We start from the raw sequence: 21,248 nt of genomic DNA, 5'->3' as shown, positions 1-21,248 counted from the left end.
GATTGCGGGACAGGCTCCTCGAATAAGTCTCGTTAATTATTTTACTTCTTGTATCCTACAGTTTGTGTAAGGATAATCTTTTGAGTGGACTGCAACTTCATCACCTTCGATAGTTCTTTGGAGTCGAAGTAGCCCCTTACCACGCAACCAAGATTCTCGGAAACGCAGAACAGATAAACATTTTGCGCAATAAATCCACAGTTAGCATACGATGCATTTAGCTGCTCTGGCGTTTCTCCCTTTGGTACTCTCGAAAAATCGGCAATGTAGATTAGGTTTACGGGGGCCTCGCCAACAAAACTTTGTTTGCCAGTTTGCGCTCTATAGTCACCTTGGATAACGAGTTCAAGACGATTGTCCTTGGTGTTGTACTTGTAAACGCCTCCTTTTAGAGCTACAAGGATGTCAATTTCCTGATAGTTCATGGAACTAGGCGCGGTGTGCTTCCCATTTGGACGGTTAATGCCATTGGCAGCCCAGAGCAAGTTTGATAGCATCTGTAGCGGCAATTCATCCGACTTGAAGCTTCGGCATGTTTCCCTATTTTTTAGGGCGTCCATTAAGGGCATTCCTCCACGTGTTATAGGCTGTGGTAGGCTAATGCTTCCTTGCTGCGCTGATGCTATTCCGCTGCACGAAATGAATCCTGCGAGTGCGATAAGTTTGATGAATTGCTTCATGGCTACTGTTGCTTTAGTAGGTAAACAATGGTAGGAAAGTGATCGCTATATCCGTTTAACCAAATTCCTTTCGAGAAGGTTCTTTTGGGATATCCCTTAAACTGCCCATCCTGATTAATCAAGAAATCTTTGTTGAATACCTCGGCTTTCCAAAACTTTAGGTTGGAGCGGTCGGTTCCTACTAGATTGTTGGATACCATTATCTGATCGAACAGATTCCAAGAGCCATTGTAGGCTAGCGAGCCAACACCGCTTGCAAGAATATTATAGAATGGGTTAAACATTCCCCCTTGCTTTACGTCGGCTTGGTTTGCCTTTGCCCCTATAACTGTTGATACGCTAATATCTGCAGGATCGTCGTTAAGGTCGCCCATGTAGAACACCTTGGCGGTTGGGTCTGCGCTGTATAGCGAGTCGATGATGTGCTTGCCTAGTGCGGCTGCGCGCTCGCGGTAGGTGCTTTGGGTTCCGCCTCGGCGCGATGGCCAGTGGGCAACAATTACGTGAACCTTTTCTCCGGCAATCGTCCCGTTTACCAGCAGCTGGTCGCGGGTGCGGAAGGTTGGGTTGTCGGCGAAGTGCAAGGGAATGGCCGTGCTCGATTCTACCGTAAATATTTTGGGGTTATACAGCAGGGCCACGTCAATGCCTCGGTAGTCGGGCGAGTCGTAGTGCACGTAGCTGTACCCTTTTTGGGCAAAATCGCCAGTATTAACAAGATCTTTGAGAACGCCTTCATTTTCGACCTCCGAAACGCCAATAACGGCTGGACCTAGAGGAAGATATTTACCTCCAAGCTGGTTGAGGACGTAGGCCATGTTGCTGAGCTTGTTCTTATACTTGTTCTCGTCCCACGCCGAGGCACCTTCGGCGGTGTACTCCTCGTCGTTAATAATCGAATCCCTCTTGGTGTCAAAGAGGTTCTCGAGGTTGTAGAAGGCAACCCCGTAAACGGCGTACTTTTTTTCTTGAGCCGTTGCAGTGTAGGCCAGTAGTATAATTAGGCCAAATAGTAACTTTCTCATAGTGCGATATTATTCCTTTATAATGCGCTTATGGCAGTTGTTTATATTACGATGATCTTCTTTGTTTCTTGGTGGGTGTCTGATTTAATCTTTACGATGTACAATCCTTTTGTAAGTCGGCTGCTTTGTATTTGGTTGCTCCCGATTCCAATTTCCTGTGTATGTACCAACAATCCGCTGTTGCTGTAAACGTAGATGGTTGCCTTTTCGTTTTTGCTGTAGATGTAGAGTTGTTGGGCCGTGGTTGGATTGGGGGCGATGGTAAACTGTTCGTTGCCCTGTCGGCTTACCAGGTTAAGGGTAAGCTTGTCCAAGTTGCTGGAAAGGTTGTTTAAGTACTTGCTTGTAGGCTGATAACTGTCCGAACTAACGGTAAAGGTAATGCCTTCAGTGTCTATTGGTAGGTAAACGCTGAAAAAGCCTTGGAGGTTGGTAGTGTATTTTTCTCCATTTGATGCCTGTACGTCGACGTTGCCTACCACATTTGCTCCTTGTGCGGCATAAACGCTATAGGTGTTGTACCAAAGCTTAATGGTGTCGGTGGAGGCTGTTGATTGACCAATGGTGCCCGTGATGCTGAACTTCTCGTTGAGCGTTGCCGTGTAGGGAATCGATTGCTGAAGCATAGGAACATAGAACGAAGCGGTACTTGTTCCTCCTAATGTAATGCTAGCGTAGATGCTGGCGTTGACTTTGGCTGTAGCAATTGCTCCTATGCGAGACTTGGCGCTTACCACCACTTCCTTGAAGTTTACATCGGTTGTATTCCCGGTATTGCTAAGCGCGATGCTGTAGCTGAACTTGTTGTTGGAGTTGAATTCGAAGGTTGGCTGTATGATGGCACTTGATGATTGTGGTATTTGAACGTTACCGTTGGCATCAGAAGCTAGCGTGTTGCCGTATAGGGTAACCTTTACATTCGGAAGCGGCGTGGTGCCATTCATCAGTCTTATAAACTTAGGATCTCCATTTCCAAGAAGGTTCACATTAATACTGGTATCATCATCGGTGGTAATGGTGCCGTTGCTATTCGCATACCCATTTTTCGATACGGTGTAGTCCTTGCTCCCCAGCAGGGAAACTTCTACCTGAACGCTTCCGCTGCTATTCGTATTATAGGTGTTACCGTTTATGGTGATTGCAGCATCGGGAAGAACGATGGTTCCTTCCTTAACCGTAAAGGTAACGTACTGTACGGTTTTAGCATCCACCGTTATGTTTTCTCCCGTTTCTGTAATGTTAAGCAGCGGCATGTTTAGCCCTGTGCCATCCCAGTTTTTGAAGGCTGGGGAGGTGTAGGCTGTAAAAGATTTATTGCCTAAAGTGCCAGGAAATGGTGATGATGATGAGTTCTGTGACGTCCCCGCATCAACTAACTCGAAGTATTCCTTTGTCGGGTTGTTGTTGATGATGTTTTGGCTCCAAACATTATTGTTGTACACCACGTGGTACACCACCATGCCACGGCCGGGGATGCACTCATCCCATTTCACCTTTTGTCGATTCTCGAAGATGTAGTACTCGTTGGGTTCGGTTGAGGCCACATAGCCAACGGTATTGCTGTAGTGGGGCAAGAGGGTGTTGCTCTTTTTGGCGTCGAACTCCTTGAGGGTACCCCAGCCGAGCATGTTTCTGGAGTAGCTGTTGTGGAGCGGCGGTGTGTTGCCGTTGTTGTTCCAGCTGCCCGACGACATGGGGTCGAACTTACCCAGTGCTGGCGATTCTCCGCCCGACTCTTCGTAGTCGGTATCGTAGTAGTCGGGCAGGCCGCATACGTGCGAGAACTCGTGGCAGATAACACCAATGGTGGTAATCTTGGCGTTGGGGTTGTCCTGTGCGTTGTACATCAGCTCGGGCGAGCAGGAGTACGACGACACCTTTACCCCATCTAGGGTTGAGGTTGGAATCTGCCATGCATGCGACCAAATGGCATCGGCCGATGCTCCTGCCTCCTCGCCGTAGCCGGCAAAGATGACGTAAACACCATCAACCACTCCGTTTTTGTCGTTATCGTACTGCGAGAAGTCGACATCGGCATTGGCTAGTGCAACTGCTTCGGAAACCATCTTGTCGGGATTGGTGTCTTGGTCGTCGCTGTCGTTGCTGCCGTAGTACGACATGGGCTTGGATACCGTGTAGGGGCCAACCACGTCAACCGAAAGCGACATCTTGCCAAAGGAGTTGTCGGAGAAGAAGTCGGCGACGCTACCCGTTGATTTGTTTACCGAGTACTCCTTCTGGTTGAAGAGGTTGTTGAACTCTTCGCGTGTTCGTTGCATCTTCACGTCCGAGAAGTTTACCAAGATGGCGATGAGCTTGCGACTCCCTGATGTTGGGAAAGCCCGTTGTGGAGCGCTGGCGCTTTTTAGGAAGCCCTTTTTTGCGGCTCGACGTTGCTGTATTAGGCTTGGGCTATACTGAATTTCGCGGTTTATCGTGCTGATGAATGTTTTCTCGGCCGATGTTCGGGTGGCAATATCGGAGGCCGGAACGTCGGATGCTACCATTCCCTTCGCCGCGTCGCCTACGCCGTAGCAGAAGAATCCCTTAGCATCCTTTACCAGCTTGTAGCCATCGGCGCTTTCGGCCCAGTGAAGCGCGCCATCCCCTTTTAGCGAGAGCGTAACGGTTTTGCCGTCGGGCTGCTCGAACTTTACAGGATTGGGGTAGGCGGGTATCCCATGATCCTTTACTGCGTAGCGTGTTGGCCCGTTTTGCGCAAATGACGGTAACCATAGCGAGGAGAGTACAGTTAGGGCTGCAAATCCTTTGGCCAGTTTTATTAGGAGCATTACATTGACGGTTTTGAGTGTTAACCTAGTTCTATTGTCTGCTTGTGGCAGGTCTTTCTCAAGCAATTCCTCGTTAAAAAGTGCTTTTTTAGGGAAAAGGTTGCTAAAGTAGCAATAATATTTAGAAGCGAAGCGGGCTGCCACAAGAAATTGAGGCCAAATTAACATTTTAATTTGGGGTGCTATAATGCGAAAAAAGGAGAGCCTGTAAGTTCTCCTTTTTATATGCTTATGGGTTAATGCTACAGCTCGTCTACCAGCCTCTTAAGGGCGGGCTTGCCTTCCAGCGCCAGTCCGGCAATGGTGCGCAGGTCTCGGCAGTAGGCCTGTAGTTCGTCGAATTCCTTATCGCGGTTGCTGGTGGCGGTTACGGCCTCGGCGAACTCCTTTTCGTACTGGGCAACGAGCAGCCCGAGCTGCTTCACCTCGGCCAGCTTGTCGGCGTAGTCGGTAGGCTTACGCCCCACCAGCAACAGCGCGGCGGCGAGGTTGGGGTTGTTTATCAGGTTTTGGTACACCTCCATGCTGTCCTTCACCAGCTGGTTGGCGTTATCGGTTTGCACCTGCTTGGGCAGCAGCTTGTCGAGTTCGGGATTGCTGCGGGCTGGTATGCGGAGCAGCTTGATGTCCTTACGGTAGAACTCCTCCACGTGGGCCCGCTGCTCCAGGTACTGCTTCGATGCCGCGTAGGCCTCACCCTGCTCCTTCTTCTGCTTCTCGAAGAACGATTCTATTGCCGTAAGCTTTGTGGTACCCCAGTCGAGGCGCTCGTCGGTGTAGCCGTACTTCTTTAGCTCTGTCCTGATTTCGGGATTGATGGTAATGGTGTTAATGGTGCTGCGGGTGCGCCCTAGTAGGGCCGATAGCGATTTCTTTTCTTTCATTGTGCAAACAAGATTTAGTTGGTTTTTGTGAAAGTATTGAAAATATCTTTAAGTGCAATGCGTGTTGGGTGAAAAAAAATGGAAAATTATTCGGTTGCCTGTGAGTTTGGGTCCGGCGCTGCCAGTTTGGCGTAATCTGCGTGAGTTTACCGCTCCGTACCGTGAGTTAGCCACCGATCGCTGCCAGTTTGGCGTAATCTGTGCGAGTTTGCCGTTCCTCCGCGCCAGTTTGTCGCTGCGCACCGCCAGTTTGGCGTTGCTCCAGGCGAGTTTGGGGTGCGCAACGTGAGTTGGCTCTTCCGATCGAGGGTTGGGCCGTGCGGAGTGTGGAAATAAAAAAAGCCGCCCCGGGTGGGGCGGCTTCTTTACTCGTGTTCCGATTCCTTAGTTGATAACTTGGATGTCGTCGATGAAGAAGCGCACAGGTACGAGCGTTGCGTCAGTCGAAGACTTGGCTACCATTGGGGTTTCGAACTTAATTTTTGAGGTTGCAGTTCCTTTGGTAAAGGTAACAGTCTTTTCTTCTAGCGTAGTTGCCGACTTATCTGCTACTACGTCAACGCTCTGGGTTTCGTCGCCCATGGATACAGTTAGCTTTGCATTAGCATACCATCCTTTTACCTTAAACTTAACGGTAACCTTGCCAGTGTTGGCTGATAGATCGAGCGCCTTAGTTTCTAGAGAGCCAGCCTTTGAGCTTGTGCCCAACTTAACAGCGCCAGCTGCTTGGTAAACGAGGGTGGCTGTAGGAAAATTGTCGGTAGCGGTCCAAAGATCAGCACCAGCATCAGTTGCGGTACCTTTTGTAGCAGTTGCAAAATCCTCAGTAATAACAACCTTAGGTTCGGTTGTTTTTGGAGAATCATTGTCATCATCCTTCGAGCAAGAAGCGAAGGCCGCCATGGCGCAAAGGCCAAGTACAAATAGCTTTGTCTTCATTTTTCTTAGTTTTTTGTGGGTTGTAAATAATATAGTGTTTATCACTACGGTATTTCGTGGTGTAAAAATAGCTAATCTTTTACGACATCCTTAGTGTTTCGAAGAATTAGCTGCCATTTTCCGTCAAATTTTGTCAGAATTGCCGTTATGGTAACGTGTCCCGAAGGTAGTTTTTCGTTGGCAAAGGTGGCGTAGTTGCTGGTGTACACGATGATCGAATTGCCGTTATCGTCCTTCATCTCCTCCGAGGTTGGCTTGTTGTTTGAAACGTAGTAGCTAACATCTCCATTGGTAAACTTCATGTTGCTTAGGGTGATTAGCTTTCCGTTCATATCGTCGGTGAGTTCTGCAATGGTGGTTGCAAGTGGTGCAATAGGGGTGATGGCAGCCTGCTTGGTAAAGATGTGGCTGCTGGCAGTTGCATCTTCCATTTGGCCAATATTGCCGTTGTAGCTGGCGCCAAGCTCTATGTTACCATTCGAATTACCGATGTATAGATCTCTACATTCGATGAAGATTTCCTGCCCAACTGGGTATGAGTTGAATAGACCTTTGGCGTTTATGTTAACCGCTATGGCTCCGCTCTGGTCTTGGATGTAGAGTTTTTTGTAAATATTGCCTGATTCGTCCGAGGCCGTTACAACACCTTTTACCACCATGTTGCTCTGAATTAGCTGTAGTTTGCTGTTGCACGTAGCCTTTAGTTGGCTAATGGTATGGGTTGCCTCGCCTTGGTAAACAGGAGGGGTGGTTACGCTAGCATCAAAGGTGCCAACGTCATTTTTATCCCTAATGATGAGCTGCCACTTGCCATTGTAGGCGGATAGGATGGCGGTAATGGTGCCGAGCCCTTTGGGGAGCAGCTCCTGCGAGAAGCGAGCGTATCCGCTGGTGTAGATGATTCCCTTAGCTCCCTTCAAGTCAGTAAAGGCCTGCTCGGTGGGGTACTGTGAGCTCTTGTCTGCGTACTTCTCCTTTCCTCCATTGGTGAAGAATACTTTTAGGGAGACAACCTTGTCGAGCATGCTGTTGTTTAGCTCAGACAAGGAGTTAACCGCAATGGGGGTAACCACCTTGTTGGGCGTTCCATTCTTAAATATGTGCGCCATGGCAACAACCTGTGGCATGCGTCCAATAGCATCCACCCCATTTTTTTTGTAAGGGAAGCCCAACTGAAGCACTCCACCGTACTTGCCGACGTATAGCCCCTTGCACTCGATGTAGATCTCTTGGCCTACCTTAAACTGGGTGTACAGGCTGGTTGCATCCAGCGAGATTTCGAGCCCGCCAGTTTCGTCCTGCAGGTAGAGCTTCTTGTAGATGTTGCCCGACTCGTCGGTGGCGTTTACTACACCTTTAAGTATTACAGGATCGGTGATCTGCTTAAAGTCGTAGTTGTATGTGCTCTTAAATTGAGCAATGGTTAGGGTTGCCGCCTTTTCGTACTTGTACTCCTTTACGGTTGGCTCGTCGAACTCGGGCGTACACCCCGAAAGCCCAGACAGAAAGCCGCATAGGACGGTAAGTATTATGGAAAATTGTTTTGTTTTCATTTTACTGTGGCTGTTTAGAATTTGTATCCAATGTTAAGGAAGAAGTTCACCCCTTGCAGGTAGAAGTACTTGCTAGGGAACTTGGTTGCGCTTCCATCGGTGTCGTATCTACCCTGCTCGAATCCGCCGGTCTTAATATCCTTGTCGTTAAGGATGTTTTGAACCGATAGGTTGATGTTGAGCGATGTTCTGTTCTTGAAGTAGATCAGCTTGCCGATGGAGGCATCCCATACAATGCTGCTGTTGAACTTCTCTTGAGCCGAAAATTGAGGAATTTTGGTGAGTACCGCTTTCTCCTTACGAACAGGAGTCAGGTCCACGTAGTTGTTGTCGTAGTAGTTTACGTTGGTATCGAAGAACCACATCGAAGGGTGGAAGTAGCTGGCGGTAAAGCTAAGCGCCGTTTGAGGTTGTCCGCTCACCTTGTAGCCGTCGTAGAACACGGTTTGTTGGGTGTCCTGGGTACTTCCGTTTTCGTAGCTGGTTGTCCCTTTGGGGTTGTTGGTGTAGGTGTACTGCCCAACATTGCCGATGAACTCGAGCGTAATTCTGGAGGTTACCTTCGACGATAGCCCAACTTCAACACCCTTATGCTCCTTGTCAACACCGGTTAGGATGTAGTTAACAAAGGTTTGGTATCCGTCGTGGTAGAAGTTGCTGATCTCAATTTGGTCCTTAAATACGGTGTAGTATCCGGAAACGCGTCCTCGTACAATCCCGAAGTTGAACATGTAGCCTAAGTCGGTCGACATGATCTTGCCATTCTTCATATCCGGAATGCTGGTATCCTTAATACGGGGCGATACGTAGGCGTTGTAGGCAAGTGGCGAACGGGTTTCGTAAAGGGCGTTTAGCACAACGAAGTTTTTGCCGTTGAGCTTGTAAAGCGCGTTAACCTTACCCGAGATGTCGTTGAAGTTATGGGTAGCACCCTTTCCGTACGAATCGTTGATGGCACGGCCATTCTGCATGTTACCCTTGCGGTAGAACGAGTTAAAGGTGTACTTTACACCAGCCGACATCTCCCACTTTTGGTAGTTCAGGTTCCCTTGGAACCAGCCGTTGGCCGAAGTTGAGTGAAGATCGTAGTCGAAGCCAAAGGTATCGTCAGCGCCAACCTTGCGGTTGGGGTTTTTTAGGTTGTTTTGGAGCATATCTGGCTTGTCGGGGAAGTCGCGTTCGGCAAACTGGTCGATATCTAGCCAGTACTTGCCACCAAGTAGGTCGTTGATGGTTTTGTAGTGCGAGCCAACATAGCTACGGGCCTCAAGGCCGCCAATCATGGTTAGGTTGTCGGTAACTTTGCTGTTGAGCGAGGTGTTAAAGGTTAAATCCTTAAAATCGCTATGCACATCTTCTAGGATATACACCGATCGTAGATCACCTCCTTGGGCTCTGTTGATGTCGTACATGTTATCCCAGTCGATTTGGCTGGTCGATTTATTGGTTAGCCACGATTGCTTAACGGCATCGGCTGATTCGTCTGTAAAGTAGCTAGGTAACTTCCTGTAGTAATCAGGACGTGGATCTTGCGCATTATACCAGTTTAATCCGCTCTTCTTGTATTGGCTAATACGTCCAGCAATACCTGCATTGAAGGTGGTCTTAGGGCTAATCTTCCACTCGTAGGAGAGGAGTAGGGTTGGCTCAAACGATTTTACCACGCGAGCGTTACGCTTATCCCCATTTTGGTATCCCCAGTTGGGGTTGTAGAGGTTGTCGCCGGTTAGGTCGTAGACCTCCTGCACGCTACCAGCGCTGGTGCCTCTTTCGGTAGGCGAACCAAAGGTGGTAATGGATAGGCTATGGCGGCTGTTAAAGACTTTCTCGGCGCTAAGCAAGTATGCCCAGCTGTTGTAGTAGGTACCTTCTATGTTACCCTCCTTGGCCCAACGTTGCGAGCCCGAGGCGGTGAATGCCCATCCGTTTTTCAGGATACCCGTAGAGTAGGAGGCCATAGCGCGGGTGGTGTAGGCCCTGTTGGTAAATGCAAGGCTAGCCTTCGATCCCATAGACTGGTGGCTTGGCCTTAAGTCTATGTTTGAGGCACCACCAATATTGCCATACGAGTAAGGAGTCATCTCTAGTCCGTTTCCGGCATCCCTATTTCTAAAGGCATCGTTTAGTCCGCCAATGGAGGAGTACTGGAAGTTGCCTCTTTCGGTACCGTTAAAGTTGATACCGTTAATATAGGTGGTAAAGTTGTCTTGGTCGTAGCCGCGCAGGTTAAAGCGCATGGCGCCAAACTTAAACCCAAAGTTGGTGAAGTAAACATCGTCGGAGGAGGCCAGCAGCGAGGATACGTTTTGTGCGCCTCCCTCGTCGTCGGCAACCTCAGTTTCGTCGAGCACAAGCGCCGTTCCGTCCTGCGTACTTGCCAGCTGAACCGAAATCTCGCCCAGATCAACCATCTGGTCCATGTTTACATTTACGTCAACCGTTTGACTTACAATTTGAGGAGCTGTAATAGAAACAGTTCCATTGCCTGGAAGTAAATTGCTTAACTCGAAAATACCATCAGAGTTGGTGGTGGTGCTTGCACCTGTTGTGGTTTTAATGGTTACGCCAGCAACACCTTTTCTGGTTTTCGAATCAACAATCCTTCCTTTTATAACGCTACCATCAGCCATCGCACTAAGCGATACGAATAGCGAAATAATCAGGGTGATTACCATTCTCATAATTCGTGCTATTTTGATTTTAATTTGATTTTATTCGTTTTCTACTTCGCTGTCATGTAGATGTACTTAAAGCCTTTTGCTTTCGATACAACTTTAATTGTTGAGTTGCCCCATATCATGTCAATAAATTCGGGGTGGTCTACGTATGGGTTGCGATTATTTTGAAATGCCTCCGCTTCTTTGTTCCTGTCAATTTCTTTTTGGCTAACTGGGTCATTTTTGCTCCATCGGAGGAACATGTTGATGGCCCATTTGTCGAGTCCTAAGCTGGTTTTGGAATCGAAAATTTCTTCTCCATTTCCCTCGAACTTACTTAGCTCCTTCGCGTATCGGGTAACAAAGTAGAGGTATATGCGTGCAATGTCTCCTTTATAGGCATCAATAGGTTCAAAAACAGTGCTCGAAGTACCTAAGTCTGATTTGGCTTTACCCAGCTTGCTCCCATTTTTCGATGTCCAAGATGCCGAACCAACTTCACCAAATGGCCAGTTGTTTCGCATGCCATTTACTTTCCCATCGGTAGGTAGAATGTGAAGGTAGTCGGATACCATTGGACTTGCCTCCTTAAACCAGCTTTGAGGAATGCAGTGCTCCCTATTGAAGCAATCTCCCTCTTTTTGGTAGTTGCCACAACGATCTTGATCGGGTTGAAAGTAGTAGGGGGGAGTCGTGCCTGGAGTATCCGAGTAAACATCCCATATTGCACCTGTTCCATCAGGTCTTATGTCTCCAACTTTGTAAGCAGTATAAAGGGCACCGTAGGTTTGTGTCTTATATCCGGTAGATATAATGGTGGTTAATGCTTCCTTTAGTTCAATGCCAGTTTTTCCCGATGCATTCTGGTAGTATCCTGTATAGTTTCCTGCTGTGTTTTCCTCCGGTAGGTTAACGTAAACCATTAGCTTAGATGCTGGAGCAATGCTAGCATCTGCTGCTGCAATGGTACGATCAACAGTCTTCTTAACCCCTTTACTGTCGGTGTAGTTGGTGATTATGGTGAGTGGCCCTGCCGCAAAGTATCCCAACCGGCTCTCGTTGCTAAGGAATGTAAGCGAACCTTGAGGATCTGTTATTGTGGTCGAATAGTTTGTTGCCTCAGCTTTAAACTTGTCGGAATAGCTTACACCAATGCTGAAGTTGGTCTGCTTTAGGTTGATATTTACCTTGCTGGTGGAACTAGATGATACTGTTGTTGTGCTTGTCCCTGCGTACAGAGGCCTATCAAAAAGTGGTTTTTTCTTATTGGTAGGTACAGCACTTACTTCATATTCCCCTATTGGAAGCGTAATTCCACTACTAGGAATCTTTGCAGTTTCGCTATAGCTTGTAACTACATCTCCCGATGCTTTTCTAATTTCCAAGGATAGGCTATCCGGAATATTCCCTGTTGCTTCAGGAGTAATGCTTACTGAAATGGCCCCATTTTGTGGAGCATTATCGTCATTTTTATCGAGATTGCATCCTCCGATAAAAAATGCCAGAGATAAGATCCCTAGCAGTCTGAAGTTAATCCTCATATTCGTTAAACTTGCTTTGTTTCTCTATTTCAGATGATTTTAAACTTTTATTATTCCTTGTTCTGCAGGTTTTAGTTTCCAAAATGGACAACTAAAAAGTGAAGAGGAAAAGGCCATGAAGGTATAAAAAAATGTGGAAGAGTTAATTTTAAGAAAAAAATATTTATTCATTTTTTTAAGGTTAATTTTTAGGGTGCAATGCGTAACATTGCAGATTGTAGTTACTCAGCAAAGAGGTATAGAAATACAGAGGCGCACTAAGATGAATAAAAGGATTTTGCTAATTCTTGACGTGTGAAAAAGGGTGGTACTAAGCAACCGAATGTTGCCCTCTGTGCTCCCCATAGATTAGTTGTCCTTTGTTTTTAAGCGTTAAGCATGAAAGAATAATTTTGAAACTCTGTGCTTCTGTGTTGATATTTTAAAGTACACTAGCATAGTCTACCTTAATAAGGTAGCTGAACAGCTACATCTAATTGTTAATTATTGATTCTTCTGAGATGAAAAGATTTTTAATCGTATTGGTTAGTATAGTATTACTAACGTCATGCTATATTCATGATGGGCAAGAAGACGTATCCGATCCAATACCTGTTGGTCCATCAGTTAAAGGTGACAACTTAGCTATGGGCAATCCGTCTAATGCTTCTGCCAACGTAGTTAATGCCGATAACTACCTAATGGTAAAAGATCAGTATGTGCTTTCCTATAATGACTCTAAGCATACAGCCAATTGGGTGAGTTGGCATTTAAGTACGGCATGGATAGGTCCTGTCGATCGCCAAGATAATTTTAGGTCTGATGTTACGCTTCCTTCTTCTTGGGTCGCTGTTAAAGAGTACAGCTATAGCGGCTCGGGGTTTGACAGGGGGCACATTTGTCCTTCGGCTGATCGAACAACTTCTATTAGCTATAATTCGGCAACATTTTTAATGACCAACATGATGCCTCAAGCACCTGAAAACAATCAAAAGCCTTGGGCCGATTTTGAAAATTATTGTCGCTATTTAGCAAAGAAGGGGTACGAACTTTACATTGTAGCGGGGCCTGCTGGTGTTGGTGGTGCTGGACGATATGGATACAAGGAAAAAATAGGTGATGAAGGTGTAGTTGTACCTAAGTATACATGGAAAGTTGTTATTGCTTTGCTTAATGGAGAAAATGATGTGGCAAGAGTCGATGCCAAAACACGAACAATAGCAATATGGATTCCCAACGATCAGACGGCTTCAAGTAAATCGTGGTATAACTACCGTGTGTCAATAGATGATATTGAGTCGCAGACTGGCTTTGACTTCTTCTCAAACCTTCCAGATGAGGTTGAGAAGGTGATAGAGGCAAAAGTGGATAATACGCCTATTTAATGGGGTGATATATTTCCTAATTGCTATAGTTGCATAACGCTGGTCTTGTACCAGCGTTTTTTGTTGGGTCGCTAGATATACTCCACCTCCACCTCCTTCAGGAACTTTTGCTCTAGAAGATCTTTAATCCGTTTGACAAGCGTACGCCTCATCTCGAGTTCAATCGGAAGTCTAGGGTCCTGGTTGGCTTCATTAATGCGGGTGCCCACCATAAAGGTTATCTCGTCGCTGTCGAGGATTAGCTTTGCGAGTTCGTCGGCGGGACCATTGCTAAGCGGGGCTTTATCGTTGTACTTGTCGAGGAGAAGGAGTGTTTTGCTTAGGGTAAGTATTCCTTCGGTGATTAGGTCTACCCCTTGCATAGTAGAGGTGGGCGGCAACTCGTGGTCGGTTGAGTAGAGATTGTCGATAATGGGTTGGCGGAACTCGCGCGAAATAATGTTGGCCGTTGTTGCTCCGCAAATAGCCTTTTTGCCATCAAATTCCCTAATTCTACTAGCCAGCAGTCTGTCGTTCTCTGTATCGAAAGGGGGACCCGAGCAGATGAGCAGCTTTCGGGGCGTTCGGAAGTAGAGAACAACGCACGATGCATCATCTTTTAGCAGCCCATCGTCGTTCACCGCTGCCATGTTTACCACCTTCGATGCCAGCTTTTGGGCCGAGATCAGCGGCTCTGCCCCAACAATCTTTCGAACAAACTCGATGGCATTTTTTATGCCCCAGCCCGTTGGGTAGTCGTCGGTGCCAATGCCGCTTTGGGTTATGCCATCCGACCAGAAAATAATTCGATCCTCCTTTTGTGGAGTAAAGTTGCAGGCGAGAATTTCCCGGTTGCATTTTCGGCGTTCGCCTTCGGGAACAATGCAGTGCCATTCCGCTTCGAAGATATCTTTTCCCCTTAGGATAAGGGTTTGAGGGTTGTCGTACTCGATGATGGATACCTCCTTGTTCAGGTCGGCATCGATTATGGTGAAGGTGGAGTAGCTGGTTTGGCGTTGGCTGCAAACGGGCAGCGTTTTCATGATTATCTGGCCGATGGAGTTGGGGTTTTTGTGCTCCTCGGTAAGGCTTAGCGCCATGGTGGCGGTTAGCGTTCCCAGAATGTTGGCTTTTACGCCGTGCCCCATGCCGTCTGATAGCGCAACAATGGCCCGCTGCTTGCCTTCTGTTTTTTTTGATAAGAAAACATCACCGCAGATGCGCTCCTCGAAGTGTGTTTTTTGGCTGCAGGCTACTTCTATGGAAAAAGGAAGGTTGTTCATGTTGTTGCTAGTCTAGAGATCGTCTTCTTTGGGTGTTTGCTTAAAGGTTTTAATGATAGAGTTGAGCATCCGTTCCGATTCGGCTGCACCCTCGCCTAGCAGGAATCCAATCTTTTGGACGATGGAAAGGTTTTTGTCGATAACCTCCGTTATGCGTCGGATGATCTCCTCCTTTTGGATTTCGGGCATCATCAGGTCTCTAAAAATACCACCTACCAGCGTTCCTTTCGCCATGCTGAATATTTGAACATTGAGCAGGCGCTCCTTGTACTTGAAATCTTTATTAACGCTCTCGTTGGGATTTTGTGCAACAAGGTAAAATTGGTTGTAGATATCCTTTGGTAGAAGCGACTTGGTTTGCGCTCCAATAAGCCCAGGCACAACCTCGTTGATTTGCATGGCATCTTCGCCAAGTAGCTCAACGAAACTTTCGTTGGAGTAGGTAACCTTTAGGGTTTTATCAGCAAAAACAACCCCGAAAGGTAGTTTTCTGATGGTGGCGTAAAGGCTATCTTGTGCCTCCTGCGCTACCACACGGGCCTGGTTGGCCTGCGCTTCCGACTCTACAAGGGCCTCTTTGGTTTTGTTGTACTTCTCGGTTTCCTGCTTGAGCAGATGGCGCTGCTTGGCAATTGTCTTTTTATTGTTCAGCAGACAGATGTCGGGAGTGGCAAGCCCGCAGTAGCTGGCAATGGCCATTTCCTTGCACGAGTTGAATCCGCATGCCTTACAGTCGAGGTCTGGGTTCTTTAGATCCCTGTTGATCTCCTTGTATATCTCCTCTGCAGTATTTTCAGGAATGTTATCTATGCGCTGGTTGTCTTCCTTAAACGTGGTGTTAAGCGAGATATAGCGGAACTTCTTTAGGTTTTCCGCCCATTTGTCCCTTTCGAGCGACTCAATCCTTTTGCGGGCGAACTTGATAACGTCCGATCGTCGTACTTGGTAGTTTTTCTTCTTGGTGGTTCCGGGCCCCATTAGGCAGCCGTGGCACATGAAGCAGCTGAAGTGGCTTTTTATGTTGTCGATGTTTCTCCCAAACGAGTCGAGCATGCTGGTGAGGTTGTTGCTTCCCGAAACGGAGCTCATCTCGCCGGTGAGCAGCTCCTGCGAGATATGAGCGGCCTCTAAAAATCCTGTTCTGATGGGGTAGAGCTCGCCTTCTGCACCGTAGGGTGGATCGAATTCGGAGAATTCCAGCGAGGTTTCCTTGATGTTTTGCTCCTCGAATATCTCGCGCAGTTCCCTAAAGGTAAGCACGGCATCGATTAGCCCTGGATAGCGCTTGGCCTCATTCTTACTCTCGACGCAGGGGCCTATGTAGACAATTTTGATGCAATCCCAGTGGAGGTGCTTTACTATTTTTGCCGAAGCAACCATGGGCGAGACGATGGGGGCAAGGTTGGGAACCAGCTCGGGGTAGTACTTCTCGATTAGCGATACCATCGAGGGGCAAAGCGAGGTGATGAAGTATTTGCCGTTAAACTCCTTCAGCAGGTTGTTGTACTCTCTGGCAACCATATCTACCCCAAACGAAACTTCGTAAACGTTGGTAAAGCCTACCGCGCGAAGCATCTGCGAAAACTTTCGGTAGTCGGTAATGTCGGGGAACTCAGCCGAAATGGAGGGCTCGCATAGCGCAGCAACAAGTCCTCCCGATTCGATGAGCGAGAGGCATTCCTCTATCGACTTGCGGTAGCTGATGGCATCTACGGGGCATACCTCTTCGCATAACCCGCAGCCAATGCAGCGTTCCTTCACAATCTGTAGGTTTTCGCTGTTCTGTCCAACGTCAATAGCCTTTACCGGACATTCCCTTATGCATGCGTAGCAGGTTACGCACTTCTCCGTATCTATGGTGTAGAGCTGGTTTTCCATTCTCTTCGTATTTTGTATGGCGATTGCCTACCCACGCAGATTTCGTATTTTTCTGTTTAACATTGTGAATGCTACAACATGATTGTCGAAATTTTCATATCTTGCGTCCCTCTTCAAAGTAAGCTAATGTCCTATTGTATTATGTTGTTGGACTAGCTTTTGTTCGATTGTGTTGGACCTTTTTATCGCTCTATATAAAGTAGATTTATGAAGTTGCCGGAAAAAACCATTGAAAGGCTTAGTGAATACCGAAGGACACTCTTTGATTGCCTCTCTAATGGCAAAACGCATATTTATTCGCATGAATTGGCCAACTTGCATAGCAATACTGCCGTTCAGGTTCGTCGCGATTTGATGCTGATTGGCTTTTCGAGCATGACAAAGAAAGGTTACGATGTAAAGGAACTCATCGATCTTATCTCTAAAATCCTTGACAGCAAGGATGGGCAAAACGTTGCAGTACTAGGGATGGGAAACTTGGGAAAGGCTATAACCACCTACTTTAATGGTAAGCGATCGAAGCTTAACATTAAGGCGACCTTCGATGTTGATCCGGCGAAAATTGGAACCCTTCAGTCTGGGGTTATGTGCTACAGCATCGACGATTTTGAGGAGATTGTTAAGCGGGAGAACATTACCATTGCGGTGGTTACCGCATCGCCCAATGCGGCACCGCTGCTTGCTCCGATAATTGAGAAGGCAGGCATAAAGGGTGTTTTGAGCTTTACGTCAACGCCTATCAGCTTTTCCGATAATATCTATCACGAGGCATACGATATGATTACCTCGCTGGAGAAGGTTGCCTACTTCGTAAAGGAACGATCGCTAAAAAGGAAGTAGCGCTGGGCTAATCCTTTTACGCTTATATACGGTCACACAGCTGTGGCAAGATCTGAAGGGCTGGAGTTTCTGGTTCGAGGATCATCAAAACATCGAAGTCTAATCCAAAGGTATTGCTAATGGAGAAGAGAATTGGGGCAGCACTCATTGTTGTCGAGGATCGTGGAGCTGTAGAGCAGCTCAACGCCATTATTTCTAAGCATTCCCACATCATTCTGGGTCGTCAGGGGCTTCCCCTTAGCGGCCGATCTATCAGCGTTATCTCGCTGGTGCTCGAGGGCACTACCGACGAGATTGGTGCGTTTACTGGCCCTGTAGGCAGGTTGCCTGGGGTTACCATCAAGTCAATTCTCGTTCCTTCGCTGCCAAAATCAAGCTAAACCTTAGTCTAAAACCAACATAAAAAGAGATGAAATTTAACCCCGAGCAATACCGTATTGCCGACGAAAAATCGAGACCTTTTATTGATCCCGACGAAATTTGGAACTTCATAAACAGCGCTGAGCCAACTCCCGAAAAGGTTCGCGCCATTATTCAGAAATCGCTGAACAAGCAGCGCCTGTCGCTTGCCGATACCGCTGTGCTTGTTCAAACCACCGATCCGGTGCTGGTTGAGGAGATCAAGGAGGGCGCCCGCGAGCTTAAGCGCCGCGTTTACGGCAACCGTATGGTGCTTTTTGCGCCTCTTTACCTGGGTAACCTTTGCCAGAACAACTGCCAGTACTGCGGATTCCGCTCGACCAACACGGAGCAGACGCGCGTTACGCTTACCCAGGAGCAGATTGTGAAGGAGGTGGAGGCGCTCGAAAGCGTAGGGCAGAAGCGCCTGGTGCTTTCGCTTGGCGAGCATAAGAGCTACGATGCCGAGTTCTTGGCCCAGTGCGTGCGCACCGTTTACTCGGTGAAGAAGGGCAACGGCGAGATTCGCCGCGTTAACCTGAACGCCGCTCCGCTCGACCACGCGGGCTTTAAGCTGGTTCACGAGGCAGGCATTGGCACCTTCCAGATATTCCAGGAGACCTACCATCCCGAAACCTACAAGACCTACCACCTGTCGGGGCCTAAGCGCGACTTCGACTGGCGCCTAACGGCCTTCGACCGGGCGCAGGATGTGGGCTTGGACGATAACGGCTTCGGCGTGCTCTTCGGGCTCTACGACTGGCGCTACGAGGTGCTGGCGCTTATCCGCCACACCAACCACCTCGAGGCTTGCTACAACGTGGGCCCTCACACCATCTCGTTCCCCCGCATTAAGGATGCCTCGGCGGTAAATGTGTCGCCTGAGTTTATGGTGGGCGACGACGACTTTGTGAAGCTGATCGCCATCCTTCGCTTGGCCGTTCCCTACACTGGCCTAATCCTAACGGCGCGCGAGCCATCGTCCATCCGCAAGGCGGCTCTAGAGTTTGGCGTGTCGCAGCTCGACGGGGGCACGAAGCTCGAGATTGGCAGCTACGCCGAGGAGGAGCATCCCGACAACCAAGACCTCAAGCGCGAGCAGTTTAAGATTAACGACGACCGTAGCCTCGCCGAGGTGGTCGACGATCTGCTCGACAACAAGTATATCCCCTCGTTCTGCACCGCCTGCTACCGTAGGGGTAGGACAGGGGAGCACTTCATGGAGTTTTCGGTTCCGGGCTTCATCAAGCGGTTCTGTACGCCCAACGCGGTGCTTACGCTGGCCGAGTACATCGTCGATTACGCCTCGCCCTCTACGGCCGAAAAGGGGTGGAGGCTCATTGACGAGACCATCGCCGAGCTCGAAGGCGACAAGTTCAAGGACGAGCTGGTGTCCCGTCTCGAAAAGATAAAGCAGGGCGAACGCGACCTGTACTTCTAGCATAAAGGGCTGCTTCCAAAACGGAGCAGCCCTTTTCCTTCGAGTACCTTATAATATGTTGTAATGACGATAGGTGAAGCCGCTAACCTTAGAAAGGGGCTCCCTACTAGGCTTTTTTCTTTTGCTGGATTGCCTAAGAGTAAAACCCCATTCCGGTTTTTGCACTCTAGCGGTCTTGGAGGCAAAAACCATTCCGAGTTTTATACTCTAGCAGGATTGGGAGCAAAACTCTGTTCCAATTTTTGCACTCTAGCGGGCTCGGATGCAAAACCTCATTCCGGTTTTTGTTCTCTAGGCAATTCGGAAGCAAAACCCTACTCCGGGTTGGGTATTCTAGCCGACTAGAGTGTAAAACTCCGCTCGGGGTTTTCTCCCCGAGCGTTATAAAGAGGAAGGATCGCCGATACGGCTACTTCTGCTTCCTGCCGAAGTGCTGCGAGTCGCCCCAGGCATCGTAGCCAATCTCATCGCCGGTTAGGGTGATGCGCGCATCGAGGCATCCGGTGCACTCCTCGGCCGACTCGTCGGTGCAGGGCTTGTTCTCGTACAGCTTGTAGCTGTCGCGGTACACCCCTGGGGTGATGTTGGGCATGATGATATTGGCGCCCACCTTAATGGCCTTTTCCCTTCCGATTTTATCGATGGCCTGCAGCGCGGTGGCTGCGGCAATGTTGATGTCCTTCATGTACACGCGTAGGGTGGCTATCATCCTAAGTGCAAGGTCGAATCTGTCCTGCAGCGGCATCAGGCAGTCTTTCTCCTCAAAAAGTGGTGTTTGGTGATGCTCGATGTAGGGCCCCATGCCGCACATGTCGATGTCGATCTGCTTAAAGAACATCAGGTCGCGCGCCAGATCCTCGAGGGTTTGGTGGGGGAGGCCAATCATCACCCCGGTTCCCACCTGGAAGCCCACCTTCTTGAGCAGGCGCAGCGCCTCCAGCCGATCCTCGTACACGTGGTTTTCGTCGTTGGGGTGTATCCTGTTGTAAAGGCTTTTGGTTGACGATTCGATGCGCAGCAGGTAGCGGTGCGCGCCGGCATCGAACCAGCGCTGGTAGGTATCCTCGCTCTGCTCGCCCAGCGATAGGGTGATGCCCAGCTTGCCGTCCGATAGCGCCTTGATTTCGCGGAGCAGATTCTCGATTCGTTGGGTAAATGCGGGCGAGGTGATTTCGCCTCCCTGGATTACGATCGATCCGTATCGGTTTTCGAGGGCAAACCTCGCAGCGGCAACAATCTGCTCGTCGGAGAGCGTGTAGCGCTCAACCTCCTTGTTGTCGAGCCGGATTCCGCAGTACAGGCAGTTCTTGCGGCATACGTTCGAGAACTCGATGAGCCCCCTTAGGTAAACCACGTTGCCAACGTGCTCGGCTTTGGTTCGGGCGGCCGCCTCGAACAGCGCCTTACGGTCGTCGCCGGTAGCGGCGAGCAGCGCCACAAGATCGTCGAACTCGAGCGTCTGCTTTGCCAGTATGTCGTGTATGCTTGCCATCAGGTATAGGTTTTGGGTGCAAATATAGCCTTCTAATTTATTCGTATAGCTTTTGCGAAAAAAGAAAAGCCCCGCGTTTGGCGGGGCTTCCGTATTGGGGTTGATGATGGGCTACTTTACGGCAATCGTTTCGATCTCGACAAGGGCGCCCATTGGCAGCTTTGCCACTTGGTAGGCCACCCTGGCAGGCTGATCCTGGGTGTACACCGATGCGTAAACCTCGTTCATGGCGGCAAAATCGTTCATGTCGTTCAGCAGAACGGTCGACTTCACCACGTCGTTGTAGGTATATCCAGCAGCCTCTAGGATGGCGCCAATGTTCTTGAGTGCTTGGGCTGTCTGCTCCTTTACGCCGCCTTCGGCAAACTTTGCCGTTGCAGGATCGATAGGCAGCTGTCCCGATATGTATAGCGTTCCGTTAGCTTCTACCGCTTGGCTGTAGGGGCCTACTGCCTTCGGAGCCTTTTCTGTGTTGATGATTCTTTTCATGACTTAAACGTT

16 protein-coding genes are annotated in these 21,248 nt (G+C 48.7%); 4 read left to right on the top strand and 12 right to left on the bottom strand.

Annotation, left to right across the window (positions count from 1 at the left end):
* Positions 1-41 precede the first annotated feature (41 nt).
* The 8 genes from ACHZA1_RS01345 to ACHZA1_RS01310 all read right to left on the bottom strand — a co-directional run bounded on the left by ACHZA1_RS01345 (position 42) and on the right by ACHZA1_RS01310 (position 12,071).
* Positions 42-680, bottom strand: a complete 639-nt coding sequence (locus tag ACHZA1_RS01345) for a SagB/ThcOx family dehydrogenase (RefSeq protein ID WP_320053444.1) — start codon at positions 678-680, stop codon at positions 42-44.
* A gap of 2 nt (positions 681-682) precedes the next feature.
* The gene (locus ACHZA1_RS01340; RefSeq protein WP_320053443.1) at positions 683-1,705 is read right to left on the bottom strand and encodes an endonuclease/exonuclease/phosphatase family protein; all 1,023 of its coding nucleotides are present in this window, start codon (positions 1,703-1,705) and stop codon (positions 683-685) included.
* 41 nt (positions 1,706-1,746) lie between these two features.
* Positions 1,747-4,497 carry a M6 family metalloprotease domain-containing protein gene (locus ACHZA1_RS01335; RefSeq protein WP_320053442.1) on the bottom strand — a complete coding sequence of 917 codons (2,751 nt, stop codon included), beginning with the start codon at positions 4,495-4,497 and terminating at the stop codon, positions 1,747-1,749.
* A gap of 242 nt (positions 4,498-4,739) precedes the next feature.
* The gene (locus ACHZA1_RS01330; protein WP_320053441.1) at positions 4,740-5,381 is read right to left on the bottom strand and encodes a hypothetical protein; all 642 of its coding nucleotides are present in this window, start codon (positions 5,379-5,381) and stop codon (positions 4,740-4,742) included.
* 384 nt (positions 5,382-5,765) lie between these two features.
* Positions 5,766-6,320, bottom strand: a complete 555-nt coding sequence (locus tag ACHZA1_RS01325) for a hypothetical protein (protein ID WP_320053440.1) — start codon at positions 6,318-6,320, stop codon at positions 5,766-5,768.
* A 71-nt stretch (positions 6,321-6,391) separates the two neighbouring features.
* Positions 6,392-7,873: a DUF5689 domain-containing protein gene (locus ACHZA1_RS01320; protein WP_320053439.1), complete on the bottom strand. Its 1,482-nt coding sequence runs from the start codon at positions 7,871-7,873 to the stop codon at positions 6,392-6,394.
* 14 nt (positions 7,874-7,887) lie between these two features.
* On the bottom strand, positions 7,888-10,554 hold the full coding sequence (locus ACHZA1_RS01315; RefSeq protein ID WP_320053438.1) for a carboxypeptidase regulatory-like domain-containing protein: 2,667 nt from the start codon (positions 10,552-10,554) through the stop codon (positions 7,888-7,890).
* Positions 10,555-10,595: 41 nt separating this feature from the next.
* Entirely contained in the window at positions 10,596-12,071 is a 1,476-nt protein-coding gene (locus ACHZA1_RS01310; protein WP_320053437.1) for an endonuclease, read from the bottom strand.
* A gap of 500 nt (positions 12,072-12,571) precedes the next feature.
* On the opposite strand from ACHZA1_RS01310, the gene ACHZA1_RS01305 reads away from it, so the two are divergent.
* Entirely contained in the window at positions 12,572-13,435 is an 864-nt protein-coding gene (locus ACHZA1_RS01305) for a DNA/RNA non-specific endonuclease (RefSeq protein ID WP_320053436.1), read from the top strand.
* A 71-nt stretch (positions 13,436-13,506) separates the two neighbouring features.
* Here the strand turns inward: ACHZA1_RS01305 and ACHZA1_RS01300 are convergent, their stop codons facing one another.
* Together ACHZA1_RS01300 and ACHZA1_RS01295 are read right to left on the bottom strand one after the other, a co-directional pair.
* On the bottom strand, positions 13,507-14,697 hold the full coding sequence (locus tag ACHZA1_RS01300; RefSeq protein WP_320053435.1) for a SpoIIE family protein phosphatase: 1,191 nt from the start codon (positions 14,695-14,697) through the stop codon (positions 13,507-13,509).
* Positions 14,698-14,709: 12 nt separating this feature from the next.
* Positions 14,710-16,575: a [Fe-Fe] hydrogenase large subunit C-terminal domain-containing protein gene (locus ACHZA1_RS01295; RefSeq protein WP_320053434.1), complete on the bottom strand. Its 1,866-nt coding sequence runs from the start codon at positions 16,573-16,575 to the stop codon at positions 14,710-14,712.
* Positions 16,576-16,782: 207 nt separating this feature from the next.
* Between ACHZA1_RS01295 and ACHZA1_RS01290 the strand changes: the two genes are divergently transcribed.
* The 3 genes from ACHZA1_RS01290 to hydG all read left to right on the top strand — a co-directional run bounded on the left by ACHZA1_RS01290 (position 16,783) and on the right by hydG (position 19,255).
* Positions 16,783-17,415: a redox-sensing transcriptional repressor Rex gene (locus ACHZA1_RS01290; protein ID WP_320053433.1), complete on the top strand. Its 633-nt coding sequence runs from the start codon at positions 16,783-16,785 to the stop codon at positions 17,413-17,415.
* A 119-nt stretch (positions 17,416-17,534) separates the two neighbouring features.
* Entirely contained in the window at positions 17,535-17,795 is a 261-nt protein-coding gene (locus ACHZA1_RS01285; RefSeq protein ID WP_320053432.1) for a TM1266 family iron-only hydrogenase system putative regulator, read from the top strand.
* A 29-nt stretch (positions 17,796-17,824) separates the two neighbouring features.
* Positions 17,825-19,255 carry a [FeFe] hydrogenase H-cluster radical SAM maturase HydG gene (gene hydG, locus ACHZA1_RS01280; protein ID WP_320053431.1) on the top strand — a complete coding sequence of 477 codons (1,431 nt, stop codon included), beginning with the start codon at positions 17,825-17,827 and terminating at the stop codon, positions 19,253-19,255.
* Between the two features lie 409 nt (positions 19,256-19,664).
* Here the strand turns inward: hydG and hydE are convergent, their stop codons facing one another.
* Together hydE and ACHZA1_RS01270 are read right to left on the bottom strand one after the other, a co-directional pair.
* Positions 19,665-20,747 carry a [FeFe] hydrogenase H-cluster radical SAM maturase HydE gene (gene hydE, locus ACHZA1_RS01275; protein WP_320053430.1) on the bottom strand — a complete coding sequence of 361 codons (1,083 nt, stop codon included), beginning with the start codon at positions 20,745-20,747 and terminating at the stop codon, positions 19,665-19,667.
* 111 nt (positions 20,748-20,858) lie between these two features.
* A complete protein-coding gene (locus ACHZA1_RS01270; RefSeq protein ID WP_320053429.1) occupies positions 20,859-21,236 on the bottom strand; it encodes a RidA family protein in 378 nt (125 codons plus the stop codon).
* Between the last annotated feature and the right edge of the window lie 12 nt (positions 21,237-21,248).

The organism is uncultured Acetobacteroides sp., assembly GCF_963667355.2.
In the GTDB taxonomy this organism is placed as follows: Bacteria; Bacteroidota; Bacteroidia; order Bacteroidales; family ZOR0009; genus Acetobacteroides.
Note: the sequence above shows the minus strand (reverse complement) of the source record. Positions and strands in the feature narration are given on the sequence as shown.